This is a genomic window from Corynebacterium silvaticum, from assembly GCF_004382825.2.
GTDB lineage: Bacteria > Actinomycetota > Actinomycetes > Mycobacteriales > Mycobacteriaceae > Corynebacterium > Corynebacterium silvaticum.
In genome coordinates, this window is record NZ_SDQO02000002.1 from 722,370 (window position 1) to 748,455 (window position 26,086).

The window sequence follows — 26,086 nt, forward strand, 5'->3', positions numbered from 1 at the left end:
AGTGCGAACCGTATATGCGGTTATGAGCGTATGAACTCAGTGGAGCTGAGACTACTTCTTGGATGCGTTCTGGATTGCAGCACGCATGTCCTTGGTAGCGTCTTCTACGCTCTTGTCTCCCTTGAGAGCAGCGTAGGCGTTGTCTTGAATAGCCTTGGAGATAGCTGGGTAGAAGGGGCTGACTGGGCGAGGTGCCGCATTTTCCAGGGACTTCTTCAGCGCCGGGAGATAGGGGTACTTGGCCACGAGGGACTCATCGTCGTAGATGGATGCGAGTACTGGTGGGAAAGAGTTATCGGCAAAGGACTTTTGGTTGTCCTCGTTCACGATGAACTTCATAAAGTCCAGAGCCGTAGCTTTGTTCTTGGAGTTCACGTTGATGCCATTGTTGTAGCCACCCAGGGTGGAGACGCCCACGCCGTCTTTGCCAACGAGTGGGGAGACCTCAAACTTGCCCTTGACCGCAGAGGTGCTCTCGGCGGCATTGGTGTACATGTACGGCCAGTTGATGGCGTAAGCGGTTTCTCCTGCTACAAAGGATAGGTTGGTTTCTTCTTCTGTAGCGGAGATGGAGTTCTTGGAGATGGACCCGTCCTTGTAACCGTCCACGAGCGCCTGAACGCCGGCCTTGGAGTCTTCGGAATCTACGGCGGGTGCGCCGGAGTCATCTAGGATGTGTCCGCCCCAGCCTTCGATGAAGCCTGCGGTGTTGACCGTGAGGCCCTCGTACTGCTTGAGCTGAGTGGTGAGGCAATCCACGTGCTTGGCTTTTGCGGCTTCACAGCTAGCGGTGAGATCTTTCCACGTGGCTGGTGCTTCTGGCACGATTTCGGTGTTGCGGAACAGCAGCTGACCGTTGGTGTTTTGCGGCAGAGCGTAGAGAGTTCCGTTATAGGTAGCAGACTCAACAGTTGCTTTGAGCAGCCCGGAGGTGTCTACCTTGAGATCGTCTTTGAGGGGGGCCAGCCACTGGTTAGCAGCAAAGTCGGCGGTCCAGACCACATCGAGTGCCATCACGTCATAGTCAGAGTTGCCAGCCTGAAGCGACTGCACCAGGGTCTCACGTTGATCGTCGGCCTCGCCGGCGAGTTCTTTGAGCGTGACCTTTTCATCGGGGTGCGCGCTATTCCATTTTTCAATAATTGGAATAACTTTATCCGTGTCGTTTTTGCCCATGGCAAAGGTGATGGGGCCGCGACCGTCAGTGTTCTGCGGTGCTGGCGCTGAGGAATCGGAGGAGCAGCCTGCGAGGGCTACCGAAGCAAAAAGCGCTGTGGCTGCAAGCGACGCGCCGGTCTTTGAGACGTTCATCGAGGGATCACCTTTCCGTTGAGTTCCCTCACTAAGGTAGTGATCCTCCGACGGAAGTAAAGGACTTATGGCCCTTATCACCCCGTAAAGAGGGTACTAAATATGAATGAACATCGTTGTCGATCTCTGACTATTGACCCCATATGCGCGAGAGGGGGTCAGGACAATCGAACCGTGATCTTTTCTGCACGTCCGATGGCATCAAGTCGCTGATCACTGGCCACTCCCGTAACAACGACAGCCGATCCGCCTGCCGCAAGCGGCGCTAGTACGGTGCGTTCCATTTCTGTCAACGTGGTCCAATCGGTGCTCAGGGCGCGCGCACCAGGGTCGACCTCGGCAAGGGCTTGCGTATCGACGCTCTCCTCAATCTTCGTACCTGGCTCAAAGAACTGGTCACCGTAGAAGCGCACCGTCGGGCCAAAATCGATCATTCCATCGGGAACTGTGCCCCCGCATTCCACAACGCCGCGTCCAAAAGGATCTTGTGTGACAAGTACAACGTCTCCGGTGAAGGCCGGGGAAGCGTCGATACGCTCGGAATCCATAAAAGCCACTGCCCCATGAGCGTGCTCGATGGGGCAGAACTCAACGTCGATTCCTGCTGCCATTGCGCCTAAAACTATGGCTACGCATTGCCAGCTTGCTGGAAGATCCAGACTGATGAGTGAGTCTTGCTCAAGATCTAGTTCCTCGCGCAGCATGTTTGCCACCTTCGCTGCCCAGTTATCCAGCGTTTGGGCCGAGAAATCGAGCCGGGCCCCAGTCGACTCGTTGTATACCGTCAACCGTGGGGTAGCAGAATCTGAGGAGAGTATGGTGCGCAGAAGTTCCATGAGAATCTATCGTAGGGGAAATAAGAATCTACTGTGTACAGCAATGGCTGAGGGGCATCGACAGATAGAGAAAGTCGATGCCCCAGTCAATAGAAACTACAGAGTGAGTACTAGTTGACGCACCGTGGCCCGTTTCCACCGGCATCAATTTCTGGGGAGACGATTGCTTGTCCTTCGTCTGCTCCAGGCTGACCCACCACAGACGTTGCGCTTGACGTGCTCGTCGTCGACTCGGCGCTCTTCGGTCCTGAGTAATCGCCGGCGGCAACTACTACATAGGAATGTGGATCGAGACCGCTATGCTGCACGACTGGGATGCCACCGAGCTCCTGGGAAAGGTGCTTGGCATCATCGGTTTCAGGGTCTGCAGCCAAGATCTGGCTATGAGAGTACAATCCCTCGGGAGCATTGCCGGTTTCTGCGATGGTATACCCCTTGGTCTTCAGATGCCCGGCGACCTCGGCGGCGAGCCCCGACGTGGTGGTGGCATTAAGAACATCCACAGTAGTGTTGGGATGCGCGGTGTGATCGGCGGGTTCAGGAGACGTCTGGCTTGAAGGTCCTTCCTTTGGCCCGCCATTAAGCAGCTGGTCAAAGAACTTATGCACCTGCTGCACATCCACGGTAACAACGGATTCGCCGTAATCTCCGGTGCCGTCGATCGAAGTAACCGGGATGGTATTGAATCGAACATTGCCGCCAGCAAGATTCTGCAGCTGGTTGGCAAAGCTCATCACATCCCAGTTCTGGTCGATAACAACGGAACGCTCCACGGCCTTACCCATGTCTGATAGCTTCTGCGGATTAGTTAGGGTTCCAGAGGACAGCACCTTATTGACCAGTGAGGCCATAAACGCTTGCTGACGAACAATACGATCCAGGTCGCCACGGGGAAGTCCATGCCGCTGGCGGACAAAGGCAAGCGCCTGCCCACCCTTAAGCGTTTGACGTCCGGCTCCGAAATCAGCGCCGGAGTACTCGTCTTTGACGCTGTTGTTCAAACAGACTTCGACGCCGCCCACGGCTTCTGTCAAAAGAACAAAGCCGAGGAGGCCAACCTCTGCGTAGTGATCGACAGTAATTCCGGTGAGATCGGACACCGCACCGATGAGAGCCTGGCGTCCGGCTTGCTTGGAACGCTCGTCGAGAGTCTTCTGATCGCTGATTCCCTCCGATAGGAGTTTGGTGGCTTCCTTATCTTTATAGTTTTTGTACACGCCGTTGATTTTGAGATTCCCCAAGTTGTTGTCGTGCACATACGTATCGCGAGGAATAGAGATAGCGGTTGCCGAGGAACCGTCGTTGGGGATACGAATCACCATGATGGTGTCAGTATTATCGTTTTCCTCATCGCCGGCGTGCAGCAGTTCGATCTCCTGCGGGCTAAGTGGATTGCCCTGGGCGTCGGTACGCGAATCGGAGCCGACGAGCAGGACGTCAGTTGCGCCGTCGGCAGCTTCCTTCATCCCTTTGTCGCCGCCTAGGGAAAGGTTGCCGGCAGAAGCAACTGTGCTACCTAATTTTCCAATGGTGAAGTAACCGGCGCCAGATATGACCAGCACTATCGACGAGATCAACGCGAGGAAGATCTTAACGGGTCGAGGACCCATTTGTTTGGTATCGGGCATCGCTGAAGGCGGCGCCTGAATGTCGCGGTTACGACGGTATTTGTCGGTCATATGTGTTGGATCTCCATGAAGAAAGGAGTAGAAACAGGTAAAAGTCTAGGTGAAGTAGGGCTAAAAGCCGTAGTTTTTCTGCGAAATTGTTTTTATTGTGTGTTCGGATTCCCAACGATGAATAAAAGCGTGGCAGATCTCGATTCCCAGATACGCCCGACTAAGCTCAAGCGGGTGACTACAACAGATGCCAAGCCGATAGCCGTGATTACGGTTACTTTCTCTCCCGGTGATCACCTTGCAGCATTCCTGGATTCTGTACGCGAAGCGACCGTGCGGGGTGCGTATACCGTCCTCGCAGACAACGGATCCACAGATGGAACTCCTCAGGCTGCCGCGAAAGAACGGGACGGCGTGGAGTTTTTTGCTACCGGCGGCAACATTGGCTACGGCTCTGCAATTAATGCAGCGGCTCGCCACCTCAAGGACAAACGGGCAAATGGTGGCATAGAACCGGAGTTCTTCGTCTTAGCCAATCCCGATGTGGTCTTTGATAAAGGCTCGATCGACGTCATGCTCGAATGCGCGCAACGTTGGCCGCATGCTGGCGCAATCGGTCCCTATATTCGGCAAAGCGATGGGTCTGCGTATCCGTCGGCGCGTGCTATTCCTACGCTAAGCAACGGCATCGGACACGCGTTATTTGGTGCGATATGGCCGCATAATCCATGGACAAAGGCGTATAAGGACGATGCTGACATGGGTACTGAGCGCACCGCCGGGTGGGTATCTGGCTCGTGCTTGTTGGTTCGATGGGATGCGTTTGATGCCATAGGTGGTTTTGACGAGCGGTACTTTATGTATATGGAAGACATGGATCTGGGCGACCGGTTTGGCCGCGCAGGCTTTGATAACGTCTTTTGTCCTTCCTCTTTTATTACTCATGCTGTGGGACACGCGGCAGGAAAGCATCCGGAAAAGATGCTGCCCGCGCATCACGAGTCGGCGTATCGCTTCCAGGCGGATCGTCATCCCCATGCGTGGCAGCTGCCCATCCGTATTGTTTTAAAACTGGGACTCCAAGCTCGCGCTTTTGTGGCGGTAGCGTCGGCGAAACTGAAAAAATAACCTCTGGGTCGGGAGGCATGGGCCGAGTTCCTGTGCTTGGAATAGCGGTCCGTGTCGCTGGGTATTCTGCGTGGAAGCATAAACTTCGGGTTCTGTCAGGGTAGTCTGATTGAGTCAATCCGGAGGTGCACGTCTAGGCGTGCGTGACAAGCAAGAAAAGTAAGGACATCAAAAATGACCACAACGACGCTGCGCGGTAACACAGATGCCGTGATCCTGGTTGGTGGCAAAGGCACGCGCCTTCGTCCGCTGACGGTGTCGACTCCGAAGCCGATGCTGCCGACTGCGGGTGTGCCGTTCTTATCGCATCTCCTTGCACGAATCAAAGCTGCCGGTATTAAGCACGTTGTGCTAGGTACATCTTTCAAGGCAGAGGTCTTTGAAGAGTACTTTGGCAATGGTGAAGACCTTGGCTTGGAGATCGAATACGTTGTTGAGGATAAGCCGCTAGGCACTGGCGGCGGTATCCGGAACGTTTATGAGAAACTTCGCGCAGATACCGTCATGGTTTTCAACGGAGACGTGCTTGGTGGTACGGATCTGGGTGGAATTCTTGATGCGCATCACGAGAAGCAGGCCGATTTGACCATGCACCTCGTTCGAGTCCCCGAGCCACGGGCTTTTGGATGCGTTCCTACTGACGCTGATGGGCGCGTTTCGGCGTTCCTGGAGAAGACGGAGGATCCTCCTACCGACCAAATCAACGCTGGCTGTTATGTTTTCCGCCGCGAACTGATTGAGTCGATTCCCGCTGACCGTGTGGTGTCCGTTGAGCGCGAGACTTTCCCCAAGTTGCTGGAAGAGGGGCGTCGTGTCTTCGGATATGTGGATAATGCATACTGGCGCGATATGGGGACACCGGCGGACTTTGTTCGCGGTTCTTCCGATTTGGTTCGTGGCATTGCGCCGTCGCCGCTGCTTGAGGGGCGCACAGGCGAATCGCTTATCGACGAGTCCGCCGGCGTGAAAGATGGCGCGCTCTTACTGGGCGGCACCGTTATCGGCCGGGGTACGGAAGTCGGCGCGGGTTGCCGTCTCGACGACACCGTGGTCTTTGATGGCGTGACCATCGAACCGGGCGCAGTCATCGAAGATTCCATCATTGCTCATGGTGTTCGTATCGGCGCGAATGCTCGAATCAAGGGCTGCGTTATTGGCGAGGGTGCACAGATTGGTGCACGCTGTGAGCTTTTAAACGGGCTACGGGTATGGCCAGGGGTTGAGATCCCCACTGCTGGAATCCGGTTCAGTTCTGACGCCTAAATAAACTGTGTCGACCATCTCAATTTTAGTGGCGTGTGTGTGCGTTCTGGAAGGCATTTTGCTGCTAAAAAATAGAGTGGTTGAATAAAAGTCGGAGGGCTCTCGGGGTATACGTAAAACTTCTTTTGTGTGCGATAGCACGAGGGAATGTGATGGCTGCAGTGACACGCTGGCCATCGAGGCCCCAGTGGCGGCGCTAGATTGGAACTACTAGATGTAGTACCCCTGGCGTCTGCCCCCGTGGCATACGTTGTGTTAAAGATGTGACTCGTGAAGTTTGCGAGCTGGGGAAATTCATTTTTTTCAAGGGGAAATACACTCTCAGGTTGACGGCATCTTGTGTTGGAGTGTTGAATTTCAAGTATGTAATTCGCTGCATAGTCTTCTTATATGGCTTTACATATCCCGCTAATTCTGCGTGAGTGTGCTGTGTATCTATGTGGTGTGTTGTGAGTTGGCGCGGGTTTTCCTCGCGTAAGAACTCGCATATGTGAACATCAACGAGGAGAGGAGAGTGGCGTGGAAGATATGGCCAGTAACGCCGCGCCTCGGACTCGCACGCCCCTAGAGCTGACGCTAGATGACCTGTTTGGTGCAGTTGAGCAGGAGTGGCAAGAGCAGGCCCTATGTGCCCAGACAGATCCAGAAGCCTTCTTCCCGGAGAAGGGCGGATCTACCCGTGAAGCAAAGCGCATCTGTCAGGCGTGTGCTGTGCGCGATGAGTGTCTGGAATACGCGCTAGAACACGATGAACGCTTTGGTATCTGGGGCGGTCTTTCTGAACGTGAGCGCCGGAGACTCAAACGGGATATCGGTTAAGGCTTTGTAGTACGAGGGACCTGCTAGGCGTGACACCTGGGAGGTCCTTTATCTGTGCACACCTGTGTGTTCCTAGCCATGGAATCATGGGCTGGGACTCTAGTGCGAGCTCTGTTCCGTCGCTAGTGATGCCTTATGCCGGTTTTACCACTGAAAATCTGGGTCAATATCCGTGGGGGACACGTTGAGATAATTGGCCACAAGAGAAGTAAGAACCATGGTGAGCAACTCTTGGCGCTCTTGCGCTGAGTTGGTCCGTTGCTCAATCGGCATGCGGAAAAGGACGATTCTGGCGCGGGTGGGATGTCCTAGATGATCTATTCCTGCGGGGATCACACGGCCTAATGGGACGGGCCCATCGGCAGCAACTTCGTCCGGCAACAACGCGGCATTGACGTTGAGTCGCATACGCGGAACCGTATCTACCGCAATGTCTAGATGTGCAAGCTGCTGGGCAAAACTTTGTTGGATGGGCGCATATGCCTCAAGCACTGCGGCGTCGAAAAGCGAACGCCGTGAACGGTAGCGCGGAACGGCGGTGGGGAACGCGGGGCCTCGTAGCCCTCTGCCGTGGCGGTCTCGATTCAGGCGGTAATCCATGCTGATAACACTAAAACTAAGAGCGCTCTAGGTCGGTAGAACGCGCCGAAGTCCCCCTGGGCTACCTAAACCTCAACTAGGAGTCTAGACTTTATGGACGTGAATCAGTTTCGTCGTTGTTCTCGCCCCGGTTGCGGTAAGCCTGCCGTAGCTACGTTGACTTACGCGTACGCACATTCAACCGCTGTGGTTGGCCCTTTGGCACCTAACAGTGATCCGCATAGCTGGGATCTGTGTGAATTCCACGCGTCCAAAATTACAGCTCCGCTGGGATGGGAGTTGCTGCGCGTCGATGCAGTTGACGACGACGACGAGGACCTCACAGCTCTTGCAGAGGCAGTGCGGGAAGCCGGCAGAACCACAAGCGGGTTGATCGATTCCAATCAAGATTTTGGAGTTAATCACCCAGTTCACCGCGCGCAACGTAAACAGGTGTCAAAGAACACTAAACGCGGCCACCTCTCGGTTGTTCCTGACCCGGAGGACGACTACTAAACCGACTCATTGCGGCTCCGCGGCGGCTTACATAACGCATTATCCAACGCCCACACTGCTGGGGATGGGACGAATCAGAGTACAATCTCTTCGGAGTACTTTTGTTCATCCCTGAAAGGTGGGATTTGGTAGATGCGTACCCGTGAATCGGTGACCAAGGTCATCAAGGCTTATGACGTGCGAGGTGTAGTCGGCGTTGACATCGATGCTGACTTCATCCGCGAGGTAGGCTCGGCTTTTGGCCATCTGATGCGTAACGAGGGCGCTACTAAAGTCGCCGTAGGCCACGACATGCGGCCATCGTCACCCGAACTCACTCAAGCTTTCGCAGACGGGGTTACTGCGCAAGGCGTTGACGTGATTGCGTTGGGACTCACCTCAACGGACCAGCTGTACTACGCTTCTGGCGTTATGGACTGCCCTGGTGCGATGTTCACCGCGTCCCACAACCCGGCCGAATATAACGGCATCAAGATGTGCCGCTCTGGTGCGCGTCCCGTGGGGCAAGAAACAGGCTTGGGCACGATCATTGACATGCTGGTGGAAGGCGTTCCTGCTTATGACGGCGAACCCGGCACCATCACGCAGAAAGATACCCTCGCGGATTACGGTTCCTTCCTTCGTGACCTTGTAGACCTCTCCGGCATTCGACCGCTCGTTGTTGCTGTGGACGCGGCAAACGGAATGGGTGGACACACGGTTCCTGAAGTTTTTGCAGGACTCCCACTCGACGTGAAGCCTCTTTACTTTGAACTAGACGGAACGTTCCCTAACCATGAGGCCAACCCGCTCGATCCCAAGAACCTTGTAGATCTGCAAAAGTTCACCCCAGAGGTAAAAGCAGACATCGGTCTAGCCTTTGACGGCGACGCAGACCGCTGTTTTGTGGTTGATGAAAACGGTGATCCTGTGAGCTCCTCTGCTATTTGCGCTATTGTCGCGGAACGATACCTCGCGCAGCGCCCAGGAAGCACGATTATTCATAACCTGATCACCTCCAAGACCGTGCCTGAGGTCATCGCAGAAAATGGCGGTGTCGCAGTGCGTACGCGGGTGGGACACTCCTTTATCAAAGCGCAGATGGCGGAGCACGGTGCGGCATTCGGCGGCGAACACTCCGCTCACTACTATTTCTCTGAATTCTTCAACGCCGATTCTGGCATCCTTGCGGCAATGCACGTGCTGGCGGCGCTGGGTGGACAAGACAAACCGCTGTCAGAGCTGATGGCAGAATATTCGCGATATGAGGCATCAGGCGAGATTAACTCGCGTTTGGCTAGTGCTGAAGCACAGGCCGAGCGCACACAAGCAGTGCTTGATGCTTTTGCGGATCGCACCGAGAGCGTTGATCGTCTCGACGGCGTCACCGTGGAGCTCAAAGACACCAAGGCCTGGTTTAACGTTCGTGCTTCCAACACGGAACCGCTTCTGCGCCTAAACGTTGAAGCTCCTACCTCAGAAGAAGTAGATGCCCTAGTTACAGAAATCCTTGGGGTTATTCGCGCACAATAGAACGCGCAATAGGCTCCAACAAGAGGATTCTAAGCAGCAACGTTTACGTTAGTTTTGTACTGTGAGTGTCTGGCTCCCAGGGAACATGTAGCCATGTATGGCGGTGTCCCTGGGAGCCTTTGCATATTGTGCTAAAGACTAAGCAGAATGGGCCTTCCGGTTTGCGCCTACAATTGGAAGGAAATGAATACACAGGAGATTTTCCGCGAGAGCGGTGCTGCCGCTATGCCTAGTCATTCCTATGCCCCAGAAGTCGTGGCTTTTTACGATATAGCGCATGAAGGCGCGCAGCTACGAGTGGTTGCGGAGTTTGTTCGCTCCGGCGGGCTTGATGTTGTGCAAGGAACACAACCGCGAAGCCTCGTTGTAGTCACCACAGAGGCAATTGCCACGCACTCGGCGCAGGCGGCTATAGCGTTGCATGCTCCGTTGAAGGTTCCCGTTATCGTTACCGCAGAATTGCCGCGCTACGTGGGGCCCTTGGATATCGTGATCATTGCTACTGAGCGTTCTTCCTCGGAACACTTATCTCAAGCTCTCACTACTGCGATACGTCGAGGCTGCACAGTAATCCTTGCTAGTGCTGCAGAGGGGATGCTTCACGACGACGCCGGTCACGACGCAGCAGTTGTGCCAGTTCTTCCTCTGGCACAGGGGCCAAGCCCTCTTCGCGTTATCACCGTAGTGATGGCGGTGCTGGGGCTGCTTGACCAGGATGCAGAAGGAACTGCTCGTGCTTTGGAGGACTACGCCTCTTACGTGGACGTGGAAATTCTGCAGTGCTCGCCGGAGTGCGATGAGGACATCAACAGGGCGCGTCAGCTAGCTCAGATAACCGAGCATGTCATTCATACTGGCGCTACCACCCCTGCTGTGGCAGTGGCCAATCTCATAGCTGTGTTATGGACTAGTTATGGGAAAGAATCGACGAGTCTTCCCTCCGAGGAACTTGGGGCTGCCTTGGGACGTTTCTCGTATGCACCTAAAGACATATTTTTTGATCCTGACTTGGATAAAGCTCCCGCGGGACAAAGCGTAACAACGATTGCGTGGTGTGAACCTGATCAGGGTGTGTGGGAGCGGACAGAGTTTGTCGACGCTGGGTTCATGGGCACTCCACTGCGAATGATTGCTCGTGGCTTCGCGGCGACTGCCTTTCTATCGAGTTAACAAGTATTCTCTTACATCGGTGCCAAGACTGGTACGGAATATCGGGAGGAATGACATGCAGTTGCTGTCCCCAAGTGCGCAGGCCTATGCCTGGGGCTCTAGGACACTCATCCAAAAACTCAGAGGCGAGGAGCAGGGAACCAGCCCAATCGCTGAACTTTGGTATGGTGCCCATCCGGGCGGACCATCGCAGATTGGTGATGAGTCCCTCGCTGAGCATATCGCCGCAGCTCCTGAGCAACAGCTTGGGCATCGTGTGCACAGTGAATTTGGAGAGAGGCTTCCATTCCTCCTGAAAATTCTGGCAGCTGATCAGCCGTTGTCTTTGCAAGCTCATCCTTCGTTGGAACAAGCTCAAGAAGGTTTTGCTCGGGATAGCGAGCAGGGAATTCAGCTTGGAGCTCATAACCGGAACTACAAGGACGATAACCACAAGCCTGAGCTGCTGGTCGCCTTGACCGAGTTCCATGCGATGGCAGGATTCCGTCCATTGGCTAAGACCTTGGAGATGCTGCGGTTCCTCGACTGCGAAGAATTAGAGCGCTACATCGCAATGGTGGTGGATAATCCGCTCAAGGAATCCGATAACCTGCGCGCGCTGTTTACTACGTGGATCACGATTCCTACTGCACATCGACGCGATCTCATTGCCGCGGTAGTGGCTTCTGCGAAAGAAAAAGCAGACACTGCCCCGGAGTGGATGAGCGCTGCGCTGAAGAACATCGTGTTGCTCAATGAGCAGTATCCCGGAGACGTGGGAGTATTGGGCGCAATCCTGCTCAATTACGTTGTTCTCCAGCCGGGGGAGGCTATCTACCTCGACGCAGGTAACCTGCACGCTTATGTTCGGGGCCTTGGTGTTGAGATCATGGCAAACTCCGACAATGTTCTTCGTGGCGGGTTGACGTCCAAACACGTTGATGTTCCGGAGCTCGTGCGCGTGCTGAAGTTTTCCTCTTTAGAAGACCCCATTGTGGAGGCAGAATCTGGAGTTTATCCAGTGCCTATTAACGAGTTTGCTATTAAGCGATTCGACCTTGATAACACCACAGAGAAGATCGCTCACGACGGCCCTGCCATCCTTTTGTGCACGGCCGGAACAGTGGAAGTCGATGGAGTTCCCCTTAGCCCAACTCAGGCATTGTGGCTCTCTGCCGCTGATGCTGAGGTAGAGGCGCGCGGACAGGGCCAGCTCTTTGTAGCTACCGTGTGACCTGATTTTTAGCACGATACAAATAAGAGGGGGCAGCGAGTCGGAGCTGCCCCCTCTTAAACTTATCTGTTTTAAGGCTGCGGAACCGGTGATTTTTCTGTGGGCTGTGCTGGTGCGGCAGGCTTAGGCTCAGTTTCTTGTGGTGCAGTAGCGCGAGGCTGCGCATGCGGGTTAAGAAGAGTTCCAGCGGAACTCAAGGCTTTGCGCACGCTGGAAGGGTCCACCAAAGGAGCGGTGGGCTCTGTGATGATTTCCGTGGGGGCTGGGCTTGGCTCCATAGAGGTGCTGCTCATGCTTTGGTCTGGCTTCTCCGAAGACTGGGCTGGGTTGGCAGAAGCCCCCTCTGTCACCGGAATCGTAGAGGTACTAGGCTGAGAGCTTTGGTTTTGGGGCGTTTCTTCTGCAGGATCATGGATAACAGGCGAGTCCGTCTCCGGAACCACAAGTGTTGTTTTCACTTGTGGTGCTGGGGGAGCAGAGACAGTGGTGACTGGGGGATTCGTTTTTCCGGTTCCCAGATGCGCATTGGGCGGCATGAGGGGGTCGTGACGTACCTGAGGAGTAGCGCGCTGAGGGGCCACTGGATACGGCGTATGAACAGCGTAGGAATCGCCTTGAGGCGATGAAGCTGCTGGGGCCGGGGTGCTGCTCGGCGGCTGAGGCGTGGCGCTAGAGGACGAAGTCACGGCGGCTTCTTCCAATTTTTGTGGCCCAGCGTCGGAGATTGTGCTTGATGCAGTGGTCTGGGGGCTCCCGAGCTTCCAGACCAAGATGCCGATGGCAATAGCTAGCGTGGTGCCGGCAGCAATGAACAATAGAAACCGGCGGGTGTAAGTGTTGTCCACGTCGGCTCCTCTCAACGTCGTAATGGATGTCGTACGTCGGCATCGTGATGCGTGGGTCCTCTTTATCGTTCGGTGCGGAGCGGCTCTTCGCCAGTCGGCTCGAGAACGATGGGAGAAATCCAGTCACGATTTGATAACAAAAACGACCGTAGCATACCTTTTAGTGCTCTGTAACCTGAGCGTGATCTCGACGGCGCTGTTTCTTAATAAAAAGAACACGCTGTTGGGAGCTGCGACAAAAGAAGGTTATGGGAAACGATGAGGACTCTTCTCGCAGATGAAAATAAGTTTTTTGATCGTTGTCTGATGAGCGCAGTAATGATTAGGAGTGTCAGTTATTTCTATAGGGAAAATCATAAAATAAGTTTTTGTAAGGCAGTAGCGGCTGTCTTCGCGGAGGTGTAATAAAAGAGGTACGTACGCGATCGGCGCTGCGGTCGAATCCTTGATTGAGGGGCGCCTTAATGATTGTGGTGTCCCTTGCGAATAGGCGTTAGGCGCCTCCGGCGTATTTTCCTGCGGAGCTGTGCCAAATCTGACAGGAGGGGCGGTTTAAAACCTCGAATGTCCATTGAATAGAGTTAGCTCAGCGATGGCCCGTCGATGCGCCGAATATTTTGGTTAAAATAAAAGTAGTGAAAGGAATAACCCATGATCACCTGGGAGAGTGAGATTTTCTCTGAGGAAGTTAACGTTGATTTCCTCGACGAGCTGAACGATCTAGACGGCGATGACATCGTAGAAGCTGTGCGCGATGCCTGCGTTTTAGCAACGGGAACGGGTCGGGTTTCTGAAGACGAGCAGCTTAACGGCCTGGCCGCAGCGACAATCGCGGCTATTTGGGCGGGAGCGCCTTTTAGCGACGGCGACTTGGTAAGCGCCTATCCCTTTATCCGGGAATATATTGGGGAAGGCGATGAGGCTTTGCACGAGTCTGCGAGCAAGCTGTTAGAAGAAGCCGATACGGAAGAAGACCTTGAGGCTTTCCTAGAGGCTTTGAGCTAATCCAGGGGGCGGCACTTTTTGGCCAGCGTGCGGTTATAGGAAGTGTTGTTGGGGGAGGGGCGTCGTAACGCCCCATCTGCACACGCGTTATGAAAGACTTCTAGGAAGACACCACTGGGATTGTCGTCGGGATACGTTGATAGAGCTTCGATGTATTAGGTGCGCGGCACTTGTGAGAAGGAATACTTAAATGACCTCTTTTGATTTCAAGGTGAAAGATTTAAGCCTCGCGGAAGCAGGCCGCCACCAAATCCGTCTCGCAGAGCACGAGATGCCTGGTTTGATGCAGCTGCGGGAACAATACCGCGAAGAGCAGCCACTCGCCGGGGCTCGGATTACCGGCTCGATCCACATGACGGTTCAGACTGCCGTGTTGATCGAGACGCTCGTGGCACTGGGGGCGGAAGTGCGCTGGGCATCGTGCAACATCTTCTCCACCCAAGATGAGGCGGCAGCTGCGGTTGTCGTTGGACCCGAGGGGACCGTAGATAACCCGCAGGGTGTTCCGGTTTTTGCATGGAAGGGCGAGACTCTCCACGAGTATTGGGATTGCGTTCATAAAATTTTTGCATGGCCGGGTGAACAGCTTCCCAATATGATCCTGGATGATGGTGGGGACGCGACCATGGCAGTTATCCGTGGTCGCCAGTATGAGCAAGCCGGCGTTGTGCCACCGAGCGAGGAAGGGGACTCCGACGAATATCAGGCGTTCTTGGAGATGCTGCGGGCAACGTTGGAATCAGATCCTGGCATGTGGACGGCTATCGCATCATCCGTGAAAGGCGTCACTGAGGAAACCACGACAGGTGTGCATAGGCTGTACCACTTTGCGGAAGAAGGCGTGCTGCCCTTCCCTGCAATGAACGTTAACGACGCCGTGACCAAGTCCAAGTTTGATAACAAGTACGGCACGCGCCATTCGCTTATCGACGGCATCAATCGCGCCACCGACATGCTGATGGGCGGCAAGAACGTCTTGATTTGTGGCTATGGTGATGTGGGCAAAGGCTGCGCAGAAGCAATGGCTGGGCAGGGCGCTCGCGTAAAAGTCACAGAAGCCGACCCAATTAATGCTCTTCAGGCACTAATGGACGGATTCTCTGTGGTCACAGTGGATCAGGCAATCTCTGAAGCGGATATCGTGATCACTGCGACAGGGAATATGGGCATCATTTCCTTCGATCACATGCTGAAGATGAAAGACCATGCGGTCCTTGGCAACATCGGTCACTTTGATAATGAGATAGATATGGCTTCGCTGTTGCACCGCAACGACGTCTCGCGCGTGACAATTAAGCCGCAGGTCGATGAATTCACGCTGCCCAACGGCAACGCAATCATCGTGCTGTCAGAAGGACGCCTCTTGAATCTTGGCAACGCCACCGGACACCCCAGCTTTGTGATGTCCACGTCCTTTGCAGACCAGACCATCGCTCAGATAGAGCTTTTCCGCAACGATGGCCGTTACCGCAATGAGGTCTACCGCCTGCCCAAGATCTTGGACGAAAAGGTAGCCCGGATCCACGTTGAGGCTTTGGGCGGGGAAATCACTGAGCTGACCAAAGAACAAGCGGAATACATAGGCGTGGATGTCGCGGGACCTTATAAGCCGGAGCACTACCGTTACTAATGATTATTGCTATTGAAGGAATCGACGGCGCGGGCAAGAATACGCTGGTCCGCGCCCTTGTCGAAAAGCTTGATGCGCGAGTTTTAGGGTTTCCGCGTTATCACGACTCCATTCACGCCCATCTCGCACAGAAGGCCCTGTACCAGGAAATGGGCGATGTCAGCGATTCTATCTATGCCATGGCGCTGCTCTTTGCGCTGGATCGTAGGGAGATAGCGGAGGAGCTTCAGTCATATAAGGGAAGCAAAGACATTATCTTGCTCGATAGGTATGTCGCCTCCAATGCTGCCTATTCGGCTGCCCGCGCACAAGATTGGAATCTGGTGACGTGGGTTTCTGACCTTGAGTTTGGGGAGTTTGGGCTTCCTACCCCCGATATACAAGTGCTCCTGAACACCTCGCCGGAAGTAGCGGCCCAGCGTGCTGCACAGCGGGAGGAACAGGACGAGGAGCGTTCTCGCGACTGCTATGAAACCAACGACAGCCTGCAGGTTCGTACCTCAGATGCGTACGCCAGATTAGCAGAGGAAGAGCGTTTTTCTCTTTGGATTGTGGCGCAGTTGGGAGACTCTGTCGATGATGTCGCACTCAGGATTATCCAAACCCTGGGTACGATGAAATGAGTTAGTTTTAAAATCATTATGGAAACCCGCTAGGCAAGATGTGACCTTCTTCTGGCGCTCCTGTGTGAGCAAAGCTCGCACATAGGGGCGACGGCGGTGGGTATTCCGCGCTTGTTTGAGGAAGGACTTCAGGCAGATGCCCCAGAAGATTCTCGTCGTTGATGACGATCCAGCGATCTCTGAGATGCTTACGATCGTGCTGGAAGCTGAAGATTTTAATACCGTGGCTGTCACCGATGGTGCCCTAGCAGTAGACACCTTTAACAGGGAAGAACCCGATCTCGTTCTTCTGGATCTCATGCTTCCAGGGATGAACGGCATCGATATTTGCCGCTTGATCCGCCAGAACTCGACGGTGCCCATAGTGATGCTCACGGCCAAAACGGACACAGTTGATGTGGTGTTGGGGCTGGAAACCGGCGCTGATGATTACATCACCAAGCCTTTTAAACCCAAGGAACTTATTGCTCGTCTGCGGGCACGGTTACGCCGTACGGATGACGCACCCGCGGATGTTATCGAGATCAGCGACCTTGCTATCGACGTCCCCGGCCACGTGGTAAGCCGCGGGCGGGAAATTATCCAGCTCACTCCTCTGGAGTTTGATTTGCTTCTTGAGCTGGCAAGTAAGCCTGGCCAAGTGTTTACCCGTGAAGAACTACTGCAAAAAGTGTGGGGATACCGGAACGCGTCGGATACGCGCTTGGTCAACGTCCACGTGCAGCGATTGCGCGCAAAAATTGAGAAGGATCCGGAAAATCCCCAGATTGTGCTCACCGTCCGAGGCGTCGGATATAAGACTGGGCAGGAGTAAGTTCTATTTCTGCGTATGGCCTGAAACGGTTGCGACATCGCTTTGTTGAGCTGTGGCGCACCTCGCTCCAATTCAAGGTTCTCGGATCTATCTTCGCGGCATCGCTGGTAGTCATGATGATCTTGGCCTTTGTATTGGTCAGCTTTGTCACCCAGCGGTTAATCAACACCAAGTTAGACATCGCAAACTCGGAGATCGATCGTGCATGCGTGTCCGTGGAGCAACAAATCAAGGCCACTGGTGCCTCCAGTAGCGTGCAGGTTCGTCTCAATTCTGCCCGGGCTGCGCTGGCCAACAAGGTGGCATCCGCAGAGGACCAGGCGGTCTATGAGCCAGTCATCCTGGTCAACAACCCCGATGGTTCTGTCATCGCCTCTCCGGAGGGATACCGCATCCCAGAGCGGCTTCGGAGCTTTGTGGATCAACGGCAGGTTTCCTATCAATTTGCCACCATCGATCGCGCCAACGGCACAACCTACAAGGCCCTCATCATCGGAACCCCCACCAATTCCGATATTCCTAACACACAAGTCTATCTAGTGATGTCCATGGAATCCGACGAGGCAACCCTGGCGCTCTTGCGCGGTTTGTTCTCGGGTGCGGCCATTGTCTTGGTAGTGCTGCTTGTGGGGATCACCTGGCTGCTCACACAGCAGGTGATCACGCCGGTGCGTTCTGCCAGCCGTATCGCGGAGCGCTTTAGCTCAGGCCATTTACGCGAGCGCATGGTAGTTGATGGGGAAGACGAGATGGCGCGTCTGGCAATGAGTTTTAACTCCATGGCTGAGTCCCTGTCCAAACAAATCGCGCAGCTGGAAGAGTACGGCAATCTACAACGCCAGTTCACCTCGGATGTGTCCCACGAGCTAAGGACCCCGCTTACCACGGTCCGCATGGCCGCAGACATGATCGCAGACGGTTCCGACGACCTCTCGCCCGGTGCGAAGCGCGCCTCCGAACTCATGGTGCGAGAGCTCGATCGCTTTGAAGCACTGTTGGCAGACCTGCTGGAGATTTCTCGCCACGATGCAGGCGTTGCAGACCTCGCAGAGAGCAACCTTGATATTCGCGCGTGCATTAACGCAGCGTGGCAGCAGGTCGAGCACCTTGCACAAGAGTTGGGCATCGACGTGCGTTTTGACGTCCCCGCCGAGTCTGTAAACCTGGTGGGCGATTCACGCAGGATAGAAAGAGTGCTGCGTAATCTTCTGGCCAATGCCGTTGACCATGCGGATGGAAAGCCTGTCGACGTTCACTGCGCCGTCACCGAAGACGCTGTAGCAGTGGCCGTTGTAGACCATGGCGTGGGGCTGAAATCTGGTCAGGAAGAGCTGGTGTTTAACCGGTTCTGGCGCGCCGATCCATCCCGGGTCCGTCATTCCGGCGGTACGGGGCTAGGGCTGGCGATTTCCCGTGAAGATGCGGTCTTGCATGGCGGAACTTTGGCAGCAGCGGGTGTGCCAGGGCAGGGCACCATGTTTTTGCTTACGCTGCCGCTCACCCCACGCTCCGATATCACGACTGCCCCCATCGAACTTGCAGCCCCGGGCTCTTTGACGTCCGAAGAACCGGAAACGTCCGGTGACGTTGAAGCACCCGCAGTAGAAGAGATAGCGGAAGAACCTCTGAGCCAGAATGTGCAGCAAGGCGAAGACACCGAGGAAAGGCTAGGGAAATAGTATGGCTAGAGTGGCTCGCTTAGGGCTATCGGTCGGGCTCGTCGGTGTTCTGGTGAGCGCTTGTACAACTCTGCCCAGCGGTTCGGATCCCCAGGCTATCCGAGGTTTTGACGTGAGTACCTCCACTGAGCAGCAAGCGCCAGTTGCGGGACAAGAGCCGGACTTGTTGTTGCGCGATTTCTACGAGGCAAGCACGAACCCTTCCCAACGCTATAAACGCGCAAGAGGCTATCTCACAGGTGCTGCTTCTGAGCGGTGGTCTCCCAGTACAAGCGTATTGGTGCTGGACGGGATCGATATTAATTCCTCTGCGAGTAGCTCAGCGTCGCGCCGGGTATTTGATGTGCGTGGCAACATTGTGGGTTCGCTTGAAGAAGGCGGATCGTACGTTTCTAAAAATGAGAGTTATAGCACCACCATCACTTTGGAAAGGGTTAATTCTGAGTGGCGGATAGCTGAGCTTCCTGACCAGATTGTGGTGCAGCGCAATGAGCTGTGGAATCACTATGACCCAAAGCAGCTGTATTTCTTTGATACCAGCGGATCAACGCTGGTATCGGATCGGCGCTGGGTATTCAAGGATTCGAGTGCATCGCGCAACAGCGTAGAGAGCGCGCTACTTACCTTGATGATCGGCGGGCCTTCACGCAATCTCACCCCTGGCGTGGTTAATGAGGTGCCTTCTGGGGCAGCTTTTGCGGGTTTGAGTAATGGCTTTTATCAATTCACCGGCATGTCCGGCTTGGGTCAAGACGAGATACGGAGGCTTTCTGCACAATTCGTGTGGACGCTTGCGCTTTCGGGTTCGGCAGGGCCGTTCAAATTTGCCTTTGATGGGGTTCCGATCAAATCTGAGCGTCGTGATAGTGAAGAGCTCACTGTGGATGACTTTGCAGAGTACAACCCGCAAGCAGGTGCGTCGGTGTCCACAGAAACCTATGCTTTGACTAACGGCAGCTTGCGCAGCGTCGTGGGCGGTCAAGCAGCGCCCGTGGCCGGTCCTTATGGGGCGGTGCACGATATTGAGTCAGTGGCGATCTCAAGCAAAGACAAGGTGACTGCTGCGGTGCGAGCCGTGGGGAGTGGAGACACGAAAAAATCTAGTTTGTTGCTGGGCACTGTGGGTGGAAATTATTCCGAAGTTTTGTCGGCTAAGACAATGACCAAACCGACATTTGAGCCAGGTGCATCGTCGCTGTGGACGGTACAAGATGGTCGCAAGATTATTCGTCTTGCGCGTTCTTCCTCAGGTGGAGACATCGTGGAAACCGAGGTGTCTATGGACGGGCTTGCGGAGGCGTCGAGTGGCATATCAATGTTGCAGCTCTCGCGCAGTGGCGTACGCGCTGCGATGATTATCGGCGGGCGCGTGTATATCGGCATTGTGTCGCGTCCCAACGCTGGAGAACGCAAGATCACCAATATCCATGAAGTCATGCCGGCGATCCAAGATACGGCAGTGTCTCTTGACTGGGAGAGCAATGGCTCTTTGATCGTGGGGACGTCTAGTTCTGAAGCCCCGGTGTGGGTAATTGCACAAGATGGTTCTATCGCAACCAAACTTTCTGCTGGAAATATTGTTGCGCCTGTGGTCTCGGTCGCCTCAAATTCCTCTACTCGATACATCACTGATGCCCGCGTGGCCCTAGAACTCCCTAACTCTGATTCAGCTACGGTGTATTGGCGCGAGGTTCAGGGCCTTGAGGGAGGGCGTTCTGTTATCGTGGTGCCGCGTTAAAAACTAAAGCAGGGGGATATGGTGTGGGAATTTCTTTTTCCGCAGGCTTGTGTGGGGTGCGGGAAACCTGGGATACGGATGTGTGGGGAGTGTAAAACTGAGTGGTCACGGGCTCCCCAGCGGGTCACCACTCTGGCTGATCCGCACGTTCCTGTGTGGTCTCTGGGCGAGTTTGGCGGAGTACGGCGTAGAACGATCATTAACCTCAAGGAGCGCGGTCGTACAGACGCGGTGCGTTACCTTGGGTCGGTGGTGGCTGTAGCGGTTGAGTATCTTGCGGCTTTAGGGGAAGTGGAGGAAGACTTTGTGCTGCTTCCTGCCCCGACTCGTATGCGCTCCGCACAACAGCGCGGCGGCGACCCAGTTGAATTAATATGCCGCGCCAGTGGCTTGCGCACTGAGCGTGTCTTATGGCATCGGCCAGCTGTGTCAGATTCGGTCGGATTAGATGTTTCTCAGCGTAGGAGCAACCTTTCTGGAAACGTTTTTCTGACCGGGGTCCCCTCGTCTGCGGTACTCATCGTTGACGATGTGATCACAACGGGTGCTACCCTTGCGGAGTCGGTAGCGGTTTTGACCAGTGCGAACGTAAAAATTAGGGGAGCCTTGGGGCTATCAAATGTGTAGTAGGACAAAACCGGTGGCAAAATGGTTATGACCAGATGTACTCTGGTTCTTGGAAGTTGAAACCCGCCGATATAAGGGAAAGCTGAGTAATCCCACTCATCAAAAACCGGGCGGCTGATACAGGAAGGTACGTGATTATGACCACGCCTGCTGGAAACAACGAGACTCTGAGCCCTGACGTCCAGGTTTCGATCACTGGCCGCAACGTTGAAGTTCCGGAGCACTTTGCGGAACGTGTTAATGCCAAACTCGCTAAGATAGCTCGTCTTGATCCAACACTCACCTTCTTCCACGTCGAGCTGCAGCACGAGCCCAACCCACGTCGCTCTGAGCAGTCTGACCGTATTCAGATCACGGCTACCGGCAAGGGGCACATTGCTCGGGCTGAGGCTAAGGAAGATAGCTTCTACGCCGCGCTGGAGACAGCGCTGGCTCGGATGGAGCGTTCCCTGCGTAAGGTGAAGGCTCGCCGTTCCATCTCCCTGTCGGGGCACCGTGCGCCTAAGGGAGCCGGAGAGGTCGCTGCTGAATTGGTGCAGGAAGCAGAGACAGCTCGCGCTGATTCCCAATATGACCACGATCCTTATGCGGATTCAGTAGAGGAAGTACTGCCAGGACGAGTTGTTCGTCACAAGGAGCACCCATCCACCCCGATGAGCGTCGACGATGCTCTTTCCGAGATGGAACTTGTGGGCCACGACTTCTACATGTTTGTTAATGAGGAGACGGGTCGCCCATCGGTTGTCTATCGTCGTCACGCTTTTGACTACGGCCTTATCTCCTTGGCAAAAGAGAGCTAAACCTTAGCTTTTCCTGTGGAAACGAGATAATGCAGAACCCGGATTCCCTCTAATAAAGGTGATCCGGGTTCTTTAATTTGTTTCGCCTGTGATTACAATGGCGAAGTTACAGCTATAAACCACATATTTAAAACATTTCTAAGGACTTAGTGCACGTGTTTGGACTTTCCAAGATGCTCCGCGTTGGCGAGGGGCGCGCTGTTAAGCGGCTGAAGAAAATCGCTGAAGATGTTATCGATCTCGAGCCTCAGTTTTCTGAGCTTTCCGACGACGAGCTCAAGGCAAAGACTAAAGAGTTCCAGGACCGAATCGCGGCGGGCGAAACTGTCGACGACCTCCTGCTCGAGGCGTTCGCTGTTGCGCGCGAGGCATCGTGGCGTGTCCTGGGACAGAAGCACTATTTAGTTCAGGTTATGGGTGGAGCGGCACTGCACTTTGGCAATGTCGCCGAGATGCGCACTGGTGAGGGCAAGACGCTTACCTGTGTGCTCCCCGCGTACCTTAATGCCCTGGAAGGCAAGGGCGTTCACGTTGTTACCGTGAACGATTACTTGGCCAAGCGCGATGCTGAGTGGATGGGTCGTGTGCACCGGTGGCTAGGCCTTGAGGTCGGCGTCATCCTGGCGAATATGCAGCCTACTGAGCGTCGTGCGGCTTATAACGCAGACATTACGTATGGCACGAACAACGAGCTGGGTTTTGATTACCTTCGCGACAACATGGTGCGCTCGCTTGACGAGTTGGTGCAGCGTGGACATCATTACGCGATCGTGGATGAGGTTGACTCCATTCTTATCGATGAGGCTCGTACCCCCCTCATTATTTCCGGCCCGGTCGATGGTTCTTCGCAGTGGTACAGCGTCTTTGCTCAGATCACCCCGCGTTTGACTCGTGACATTCACTTTGAGGTGGATGCGCGTAAGCGCACCGTGGGTATTAAAGAAGAAGGCGTAGCGTATGTCGAGGATCAGCTGGGAATCGAAAACCTTTACGCGCCTGAGCACTCGCAGCTGGTGAGCTACCTCAACAACGCTATCAAGGCGCAGGAGTTGTTTACCCGCGACAAGGACTACATCGTTCGCAATGGCGAGGTTCTTATCGTGGACGACTTCACCGGCCGCGTCTTGGATGGTCGCCGCTATAACGAGGGCATGCACCAGGCCATTGAGGCCAAAGAAAACGTGGAGATCAAAAACGAGAACCAGACCCTTGCTACGATCACCCTGCAGAATTACTTCCGTCTGTATGAAAAGCTCGCTGGAATGACGGGTACTGCGGAGACAGAAGCCTCTGAGCTGCACCAGATTTATAAGCTGGACGTCATCCCGATCCCGACTAACCGCGACAATCAGCGCGAAGACATGACAGACCTGGTCTATAAGACCCAGGAAGCTAAGTTTGCTGCCGTTGTGGATGACATCGCAGAGCGCGTTGCCAAGGGACAGCCGGTGCTCGTAGGTACCACGTCTGTTGAGCGCTCGGAATACCTCTCCAAGCTGCTGCAGCGCCGTGGCGTGCGACACAGCGTGCTCAACGCCAAGTTCCATGAGCAGGAAGCTCAGATTGTGGCGCAAGCCGGCTTGCCGGGCGCTGTCACGGTTGCTACCAACATGGCCGGACGTGGAACGGACATCGTGCTGGGTGGTAACCCAGACATCATCGCGGATATTAACCTGCGTGAGCGTGGGCTCGACCCCGTGGAGACCCCGGAAGAGTACGAGGCTGCGTGGGATGAAGAACTGGCCAAGGTGAAAAACCGCGGCGAGAAATTGGCTGAAGAGGTGCGCGACGCTGGTGGCCTGTATGTCCTAGGCACTGAGCGCCATGAATCTCGTCGTATCGACAACCAGTTGCGCGGACGCGCGGGCCGTCAGGGCGACCCCGGCACCACCCGTTTCTACCTGTCGATGCGTGATGAACTGATGGTTCGCTTTGTCGGGCAGTCCATGGAAAACATGATGAATCGTCTCAGCGTTCCAGACGATGTGCCCATTGAGGCAAAAATGGTCACCAACTCCATCAAGGGTGCCCAGGCTTCCGTGGAGAACCAGAACTTTGAGATGCGTAAGAACGTCTTGAAGTACGACGAGGTCATGAACGAGCAGCGCAAGGTTATCTACAGCGAGCGTCGTGAGATCCTTGAGTCCGCAGACATCGCTGACAACATCCAAAAGATGATCGATGACACCATTGGTGCTTACGTCGATGGCGCAACCGCGCAGGGCTACGTTGAAGACTGGGATCTTGACGCACTCTGGAACGCACTTGAGTCGCTGTATGGGCCTTCCATGCAGGCACAGGAGCTTATCGACGGCACCGAGTACGGTGCAGCGGGCGAGCTGTCTGAGGCGGACTTGCGCGCTGCTGTCCTTGAGGACGCACACAAGCAGTATGCCGAGCTGGAAGAAAACGTTTCTGCCATCGGTGGAGAGGCCCAGATGCGCAATATCGAGCGCATGGTGATTCTCCCGGTCATTGACCAGAAGTGGCGCGAGCACCTTTATGAGATGGACTACCTCAAAGAAGGTATCGGCTTGCGCGCCATGGCGCAGCGCGATCCTCTGGTGGAATACCAAAAAGAAGGTGGCGATATGTTCAACGCCATGAAGGACGGAATCAAAGAGGAGACTGTGCGCCAGCTCTTCTTGCTGCGCAAGCAGTTCCAGGCGCCAGCCGTAGATGAGACCGTAGAGGCTTAACGAGCCACACTCTAGATAACCCGCAGGCTTCGCATTCGCAGCCTGCGGGTTGTTGCGTCGAGAGGCAAAAACTGGGCGAGGTAGCCGAGTGCTTGTTGTCTATGTTGGCGGAACCGAGGGCGTCGATAAGCTGCCCGCGCGGGCGCAGATGGAGTGCTTCCATGACGAGGCGCCCGCGTACGGCTGGCATCGAGCGTCGACGAGCGGCAATGAGCCGGTGCACTTGATCGTCGAATTGCTCGTGGCACAGTGGGGTGATCGAGCGGATGCCAAAGGCGGCGTTCAAGGCCATAAAAAGCAGGGACTTGGATTCTTTGTGCACGTAATCGGGCAGCTGCAGGCGTTGACAATCCGTTGGCGCGTAGGAAGACTCGCTGGAATGTTGCGATGAATCCACTGTGAAAGTTTTGAGATAGCTGAGTCCAGGAATCGGGACAAGCATGTAGTCTTTCCTTAAGAGAACACGATTCCAAGGCAGGCTCTGTGTGTTTTGCGGCCAAAAAAGACGCGTGGGCGTGCGTTTCCTTTGACTAATGTGAAACAATAGCCAAGGTCAATTCTTTTTTCCAGAAATAATTACGTGAGGTGTAGGCAAGCTGTGCGCGGCTTAATCGTCGATTATGTAGGTGTCCTTGATGGGCCGGTAGAAGACCAGCGACGCTGGCGCAATCTCTTATCCGCTGCGCGGGCGAATGGGATCGGCACTGCGGTGCTGTCGAATGATCCGGGCGGCCCTGGTGCAGACCCTATTCGTGTTCTTCAGACGCAAGGAATCGTCGATGCCGTCATCCTCAGCGGTGAGATCGGCGCAGAGAAGCCTGAAGAGGCTGCGTTCCAGGCCGCTGCTGATGCAATTGGTTTGCCTATGCGCGACTGCGTGATGGTTGATGATTCGATTCTGAACGTCCGTGCAGCAGTAGAGTGCGGCCTTGTGGGAGTCTTCTACCAGCAATTTGACCGTACCGTCGTTGAGCTTTCAGGGCTGTTTGGCCTAAGCGGTGACTTCTGATGCGCGTCTATGTTCCTGCGACTTTCTCTCTGCTCAAAGAACTGAGTGAGCAAGGGGAAATTTCTGCACGCTCGGGGTACGGATTTGCGGTGACTCCTGCGCTTCGGGAATTTTATACGTCGGGCGATGAAGACGAGATAGCTCATTCGGCGTTCGAGGATGCGGCCTTGGCTTCCATCAGGTTGCTCGCGGTCGGGGATGAGGAAAAATTCCCGCACCGTCGTGTCGTGATTTCTGCAGATATTGCGGATAAAAACGTCTCCTTAGAGCCAGAGCTAGGGGAGTCCGTGGTCAAGCTGTCTCCGTCCGCTGTGTCTTTGGATTCGGTAGCTGCGATCCACGTAGACGTTGAATCGTCTGAGGAGGCTACGGCTAAGGCTATCGAGGCCATCGATGAGGCTGATTTAGGCGTAGAGGATGCTGAATTGATCGTGGGGGACGCGCTGGATAATTTCCTTGCGTGGTATGACCCCAGTGAGTTGGGTGCTCTGGTTGAGCTGCTCTAACTTCTGAGAAAACCGTGTTATATCGGAGAATATAGCGGGTTTTAGTTTTTTCAACCGTTGTGTTGGTCCTTAAAAGGGCTGTACACAACGGTTTTTCTTTATTTTTTATGGATCAGTGGACAATGAACCTACGGATACGTAAGCT

Annotated in this window: 24 protein-coding genes; 19 read left to right on the forward strand and 5 right to left on the reverse strand. The window is 54.8% G+C overall.

Annotated elements, in window-relative coordinates:
* Positions 1-51: 51 nt before the first annotated feature.
* From ET810_RS07610 to ET810_RS07620, 3 genes are all read right to left on the reverse strand, one after another.
* Positions 52-1,311 carry an ABC transporter substrate-binding protein gene (locus ET810_RS07610; protein ID WP_087453488.1) on the reverse strand — a complete coding sequence of 420 codons (1,260 nt, stop codon included), beginning with the start codon at positions 1,309-1,311 and terminating at the stop codon, positions 52-54.
* Positions 1,312-1,469: 158 nt separating this feature from the next.
* A complete protein-coding gene (locus ET810_RS07615) occupies positions 1,470-2,147 on the reverse strand; it encodes a TIGR03089 family protein (protein ID WP_087453489.1) in 678 nt (225 codons plus the stop codon).
* A 110-nt stretch (positions 2,148-2,257) separates the two neighbouring features.
* Positions 2,258-3,826, reverse strand: a complete 1,569-nt coding sequence (locus tag ET810_RS07620) for an LCP family protein (RefSeq protein ID WP_087453490.1) — start codon at positions 3,824-3,826, stop codon at positions 2,258-2,260.
* A 117-nt stretch (positions 3,827-3,943) separates the two neighbouring features.
* Between ET810_RS07620 and ET810_RS07625 the strand changes: the two genes are divergently transcribed.
* The 3 genes from ET810_RS07625 to ET810_RS07640 all read left to right on the forward strand — a co-directional run bounded on the left by ET810_RS07625 (position 3,944) and on the right by ET810_RS07640 (position 6,976).
* Complete coding sequence (locus ET810_RS07625) at positions 3,944-4,894, forward strand: glycosyltransferase family 2 protein (protein ID WP_134316235.1); 951 nt, start codon at positions 3,944-3,946, stop codon at positions 4,892-4,894.
* Positions 4,895-5,068: 174 nt separating this feature from the next.
* The gene (gene manB / locus ET810_RS07630; protein ID WP_087453492.1) at positions 5,069-6,157 is read left to right on the forward strand and encodes a mannose-1-phosphate guanylyltransferase; all 1,089 of its coding nucleotides are present in this window, start codon (positions 5,069-5,071) and stop codon (positions 6,155-6,157) included.
* 519 nt (positions 6,158-6,676) lie between these two features.
* Positions 6,677-6,976 (forward strand): WhiB family transcriptional regulator, encoded by a 300-nt coding sequence (locus ET810_RS07640; protein WP_014300514.1) that lies wholly within the window; start codon positions 6,677-6,679, stop codon positions 6,974-6,976.
* 144 nt (positions 6,977-7,120) lie between these two features.
* Here ET810_RS07640 and ET810_RS07645 read toward each other — a convergent pair whose 3' ends face one another.
* Positions 7,121-7,576 (reverse strand): metallopeptidase family protein, encoded by a 456-nt coding sequence (locus tag ET810_RS07645; protein WP_087453493.1) that lies wholly within the window; start codon positions 7,574-7,576, stop codon positions 7,121-7,123.
* 93 nt (positions 7,577-7,669) lie between these two features.
* Between ET810_RS07645 and ET810_RS07650 the strand changes: the two genes are divergently transcribed.
* The 4 genes from ET810_RS07650 to manA all read left to right on the forward strand — a co-directional run bounded on the left by ET810_RS07650 (position 7,670) and on the right by manA (position 11,966).
* Complete coding sequence (locus tag ET810_RS07650; RefSeq protein ID WP_087453494.1) at positions 7,670-8,071, forward strand: DUF3499 domain-containing protein; 402 nt, start codon at positions 7,670-7,672, stop codon at positions 8,069-8,071.
* Between the two features lie 132 nt (positions 8,072-8,203).
* Positions 8,204-9,583: a phosphomannomutase/phosphoglucomutase gene (locus tag ET810_RS07655; RefSeq protein ID WP_134316236.1), complete on the forward strand. Its 1,380-nt coding sequence runs from the start codon at positions 8,204-8,206 to the stop codon at positions 9,581-9,583.
* A 183-nt stretch (positions 9,584-9,766) separates the two neighbouring features.
* Positions 9,767-10,753 carry a hypothetical protein gene (locus tag ET810_RS07660; protein WP_087453496.1) on the forward strand — a complete coding sequence of 329 codons (987 nt, stop codon included), beginning with the start codon at positions 9,767-9,769 and terminating at the stop codon, positions 10,751-10,753.
* A gap of 55 nt (positions 10,754-10,808) precedes the next feature.
* Complete coding sequence (gene manA / locus ET810_RS07665; RefSeq protein WP_087453497.1) at positions 10,809-11,966, forward strand: mannose-6-phosphate isomerase, class I; 1,158 nt, start codon at positions 10,809-10,811, stop codon at positions 11,964-11,966.
* A gap of 71 nt (positions 11,967-12,037) precedes the next feature.
* On the opposite strand, the gene ET810_RS07670 is transcribed toward manA, so the two are convergent.
* Positions 12,038-12,811 carry a hypothetical protein gene (locus ET810_RS07670; protein ID WP_134316237.1) on the reverse strand — a complete coding sequence of 258 codons (774 nt, stop codon included), beginning with the start codon at positions 12,809-12,811 and terminating at the stop codon, positions 12,038-12,040.
* 651 nt (positions 12,812-13,462) lie between these two features.
* Between ET810_RS07670 and ET810_RS07675 the strand changes: the two genes are divergently transcribed.
* The 12 genes from ET810_RS07675 to ET810_RS07730 all read left to right on the forward strand — a co-directional run bounded on the left by ET810_RS07675 (position 13,463) and on the right by ET810_RS07730 (position 25,941).
* Positions 13,463-13,816 carry a DUF4259 domain-containing protein gene (locus tag ET810_RS07675; RefSeq protein WP_087453498.1) on the forward strand — a complete coding sequence of 118 codons (354 nt, stop codon included), beginning with the start codon at positions 13,463-13,465 and terminating at the stop codon, positions 13,814-13,816.
* Between the two features lie 190 nt (positions 13,817-14,006).
* Positions 14,007-15,446: an adenosylhomocysteinase gene (ahcY, locus tag ET810_RS07680; protein WP_087453499.1), complete on the forward strand. Its 1,440-nt coding sequence runs from the start codon at positions 14,007-14,009 to the stop codon at positions 15,444-15,446.
* A complete protein-coding gene (locus ET810_RS07685; protein WP_087453500.1) occupies positions 15,446-16,069 on the forward strand; it encodes a dTMP kinase in 624 nt (207 codons plus the stop codon). The genes ahcY and ET810_RS07685 overlap by 1 nt, the downstream gene beginning before the upstream one ends.
* A 136-nt stretch (positions 16,070-16,205) precedes the next feature.
* Positions 16,206-16,883, forward strand: coding sequence for an MtrAB system response regulator MtrA (mtrA, locus tag ET810_RS07690; protein ID WP_087453501.1), 678 nt, complete (start codon positions 16,206-16,208; stop codon positions 16,881-16,883).
* Between the two features lie 29 nt (positions 16,884-16,912).
* Positions 16,913-18,562 carry an MtrAB system histidine kinase MtrB gene (mtrB, locus tag ET810_RS07695; RefSeq protein ID WP_180316380.1) on the forward strand — a complete coding sequence of 550 codons (1,650 nt, stop codon included), beginning with the start codon at positions 16,913-16,915 and terminating at the stop codon, positions 18,560-18,562.
* A 1-nt stretch (position 18,563) separates the two neighbouring features.
* Positions 18,564-20,300 (forward strand): MtrAB system accessory lipoprotein LpqB, encoded by a 1,737-nt coding sequence (gene lpqB, locus ET810_RS07700; protein WP_134316238.1) that lies wholly within the window; start codon positions 18,564-18,566, stop codon positions 20,298-20,300.
* An 18-nt stretch (positions 20,301-20,318) separates the two neighbouring features.
* Positions 20,319-20,927 carry a ComF family protein gene (locus ET810_RS07705; RefSeq protein WP_134316239.1) on the forward strand — a complete coding sequence of 203 codons (609 nt, stop codon included), beginning with the start codon at positions 20,319-20,321 and terminating at the stop codon, positions 20,925-20,927.
* 137 nt (positions 20,928-21,064) lie between these two features.
* Complete coding sequence (gene hpf / locus ET810_RS07710; RefSeq protein ID WP_087453504.1) at positions 21,065-21,727, forward strand: ribosome hibernation-promoting factor, HPF/YfiA family; 663 nt, start codon at positions 21,065-21,067, stop codon at positions 21,725-21,727.
* 155 nt (positions 21,728-21,882) lie between these two features.
* A complete protein-coding gene (secA, locus tag ET810_RS07715; RefSeq protein ID WP_134316240.1) occupies positions 21,883-24,426 on the forward strand; it encodes a preprotein translocase subunit SecA in 2,544 nt (847 codons plus the stop codon).
* Between the two features lie 88 nt (positions 24,427-24,514).
* On the forward strand, positions 24,515-24,817 hold the full coding sequence (locus ET810_RS12030; protein WP_171483296.1) for a hypothetical protein: 303 nt from the start codon (positions 24,515-24,517) through the stop codon (positions 24,815-24,817).
* A gap of 207 nt (positions 24,818-25,024) precedes the next feature.
* Entirely contained in the window at positions 25,025-25,435 is a 411-nt protein-coding gene (locus ET810_RS07725) for an HAD-IA family hydrolase (RefSeq protein WP_013241381.1), read from the forward strand.
* Positions 25,435-25,941, forward strand: a complete 507-nt coding sequence (locus tag ET810_RS07730; RefSeq protein ID WP_087453506.1) for a DUF6912 family protein — start codon at positions 25,435-25,437, stop codon at positions 25,939-25,941. The genes ET810_RS07725 and ET810_RS07730 overlap by 1 nt, the downstream gene beginning before the upstream one ends.
* Positions 25,942-26,086 lie beyond the last annotated feature (145 nt).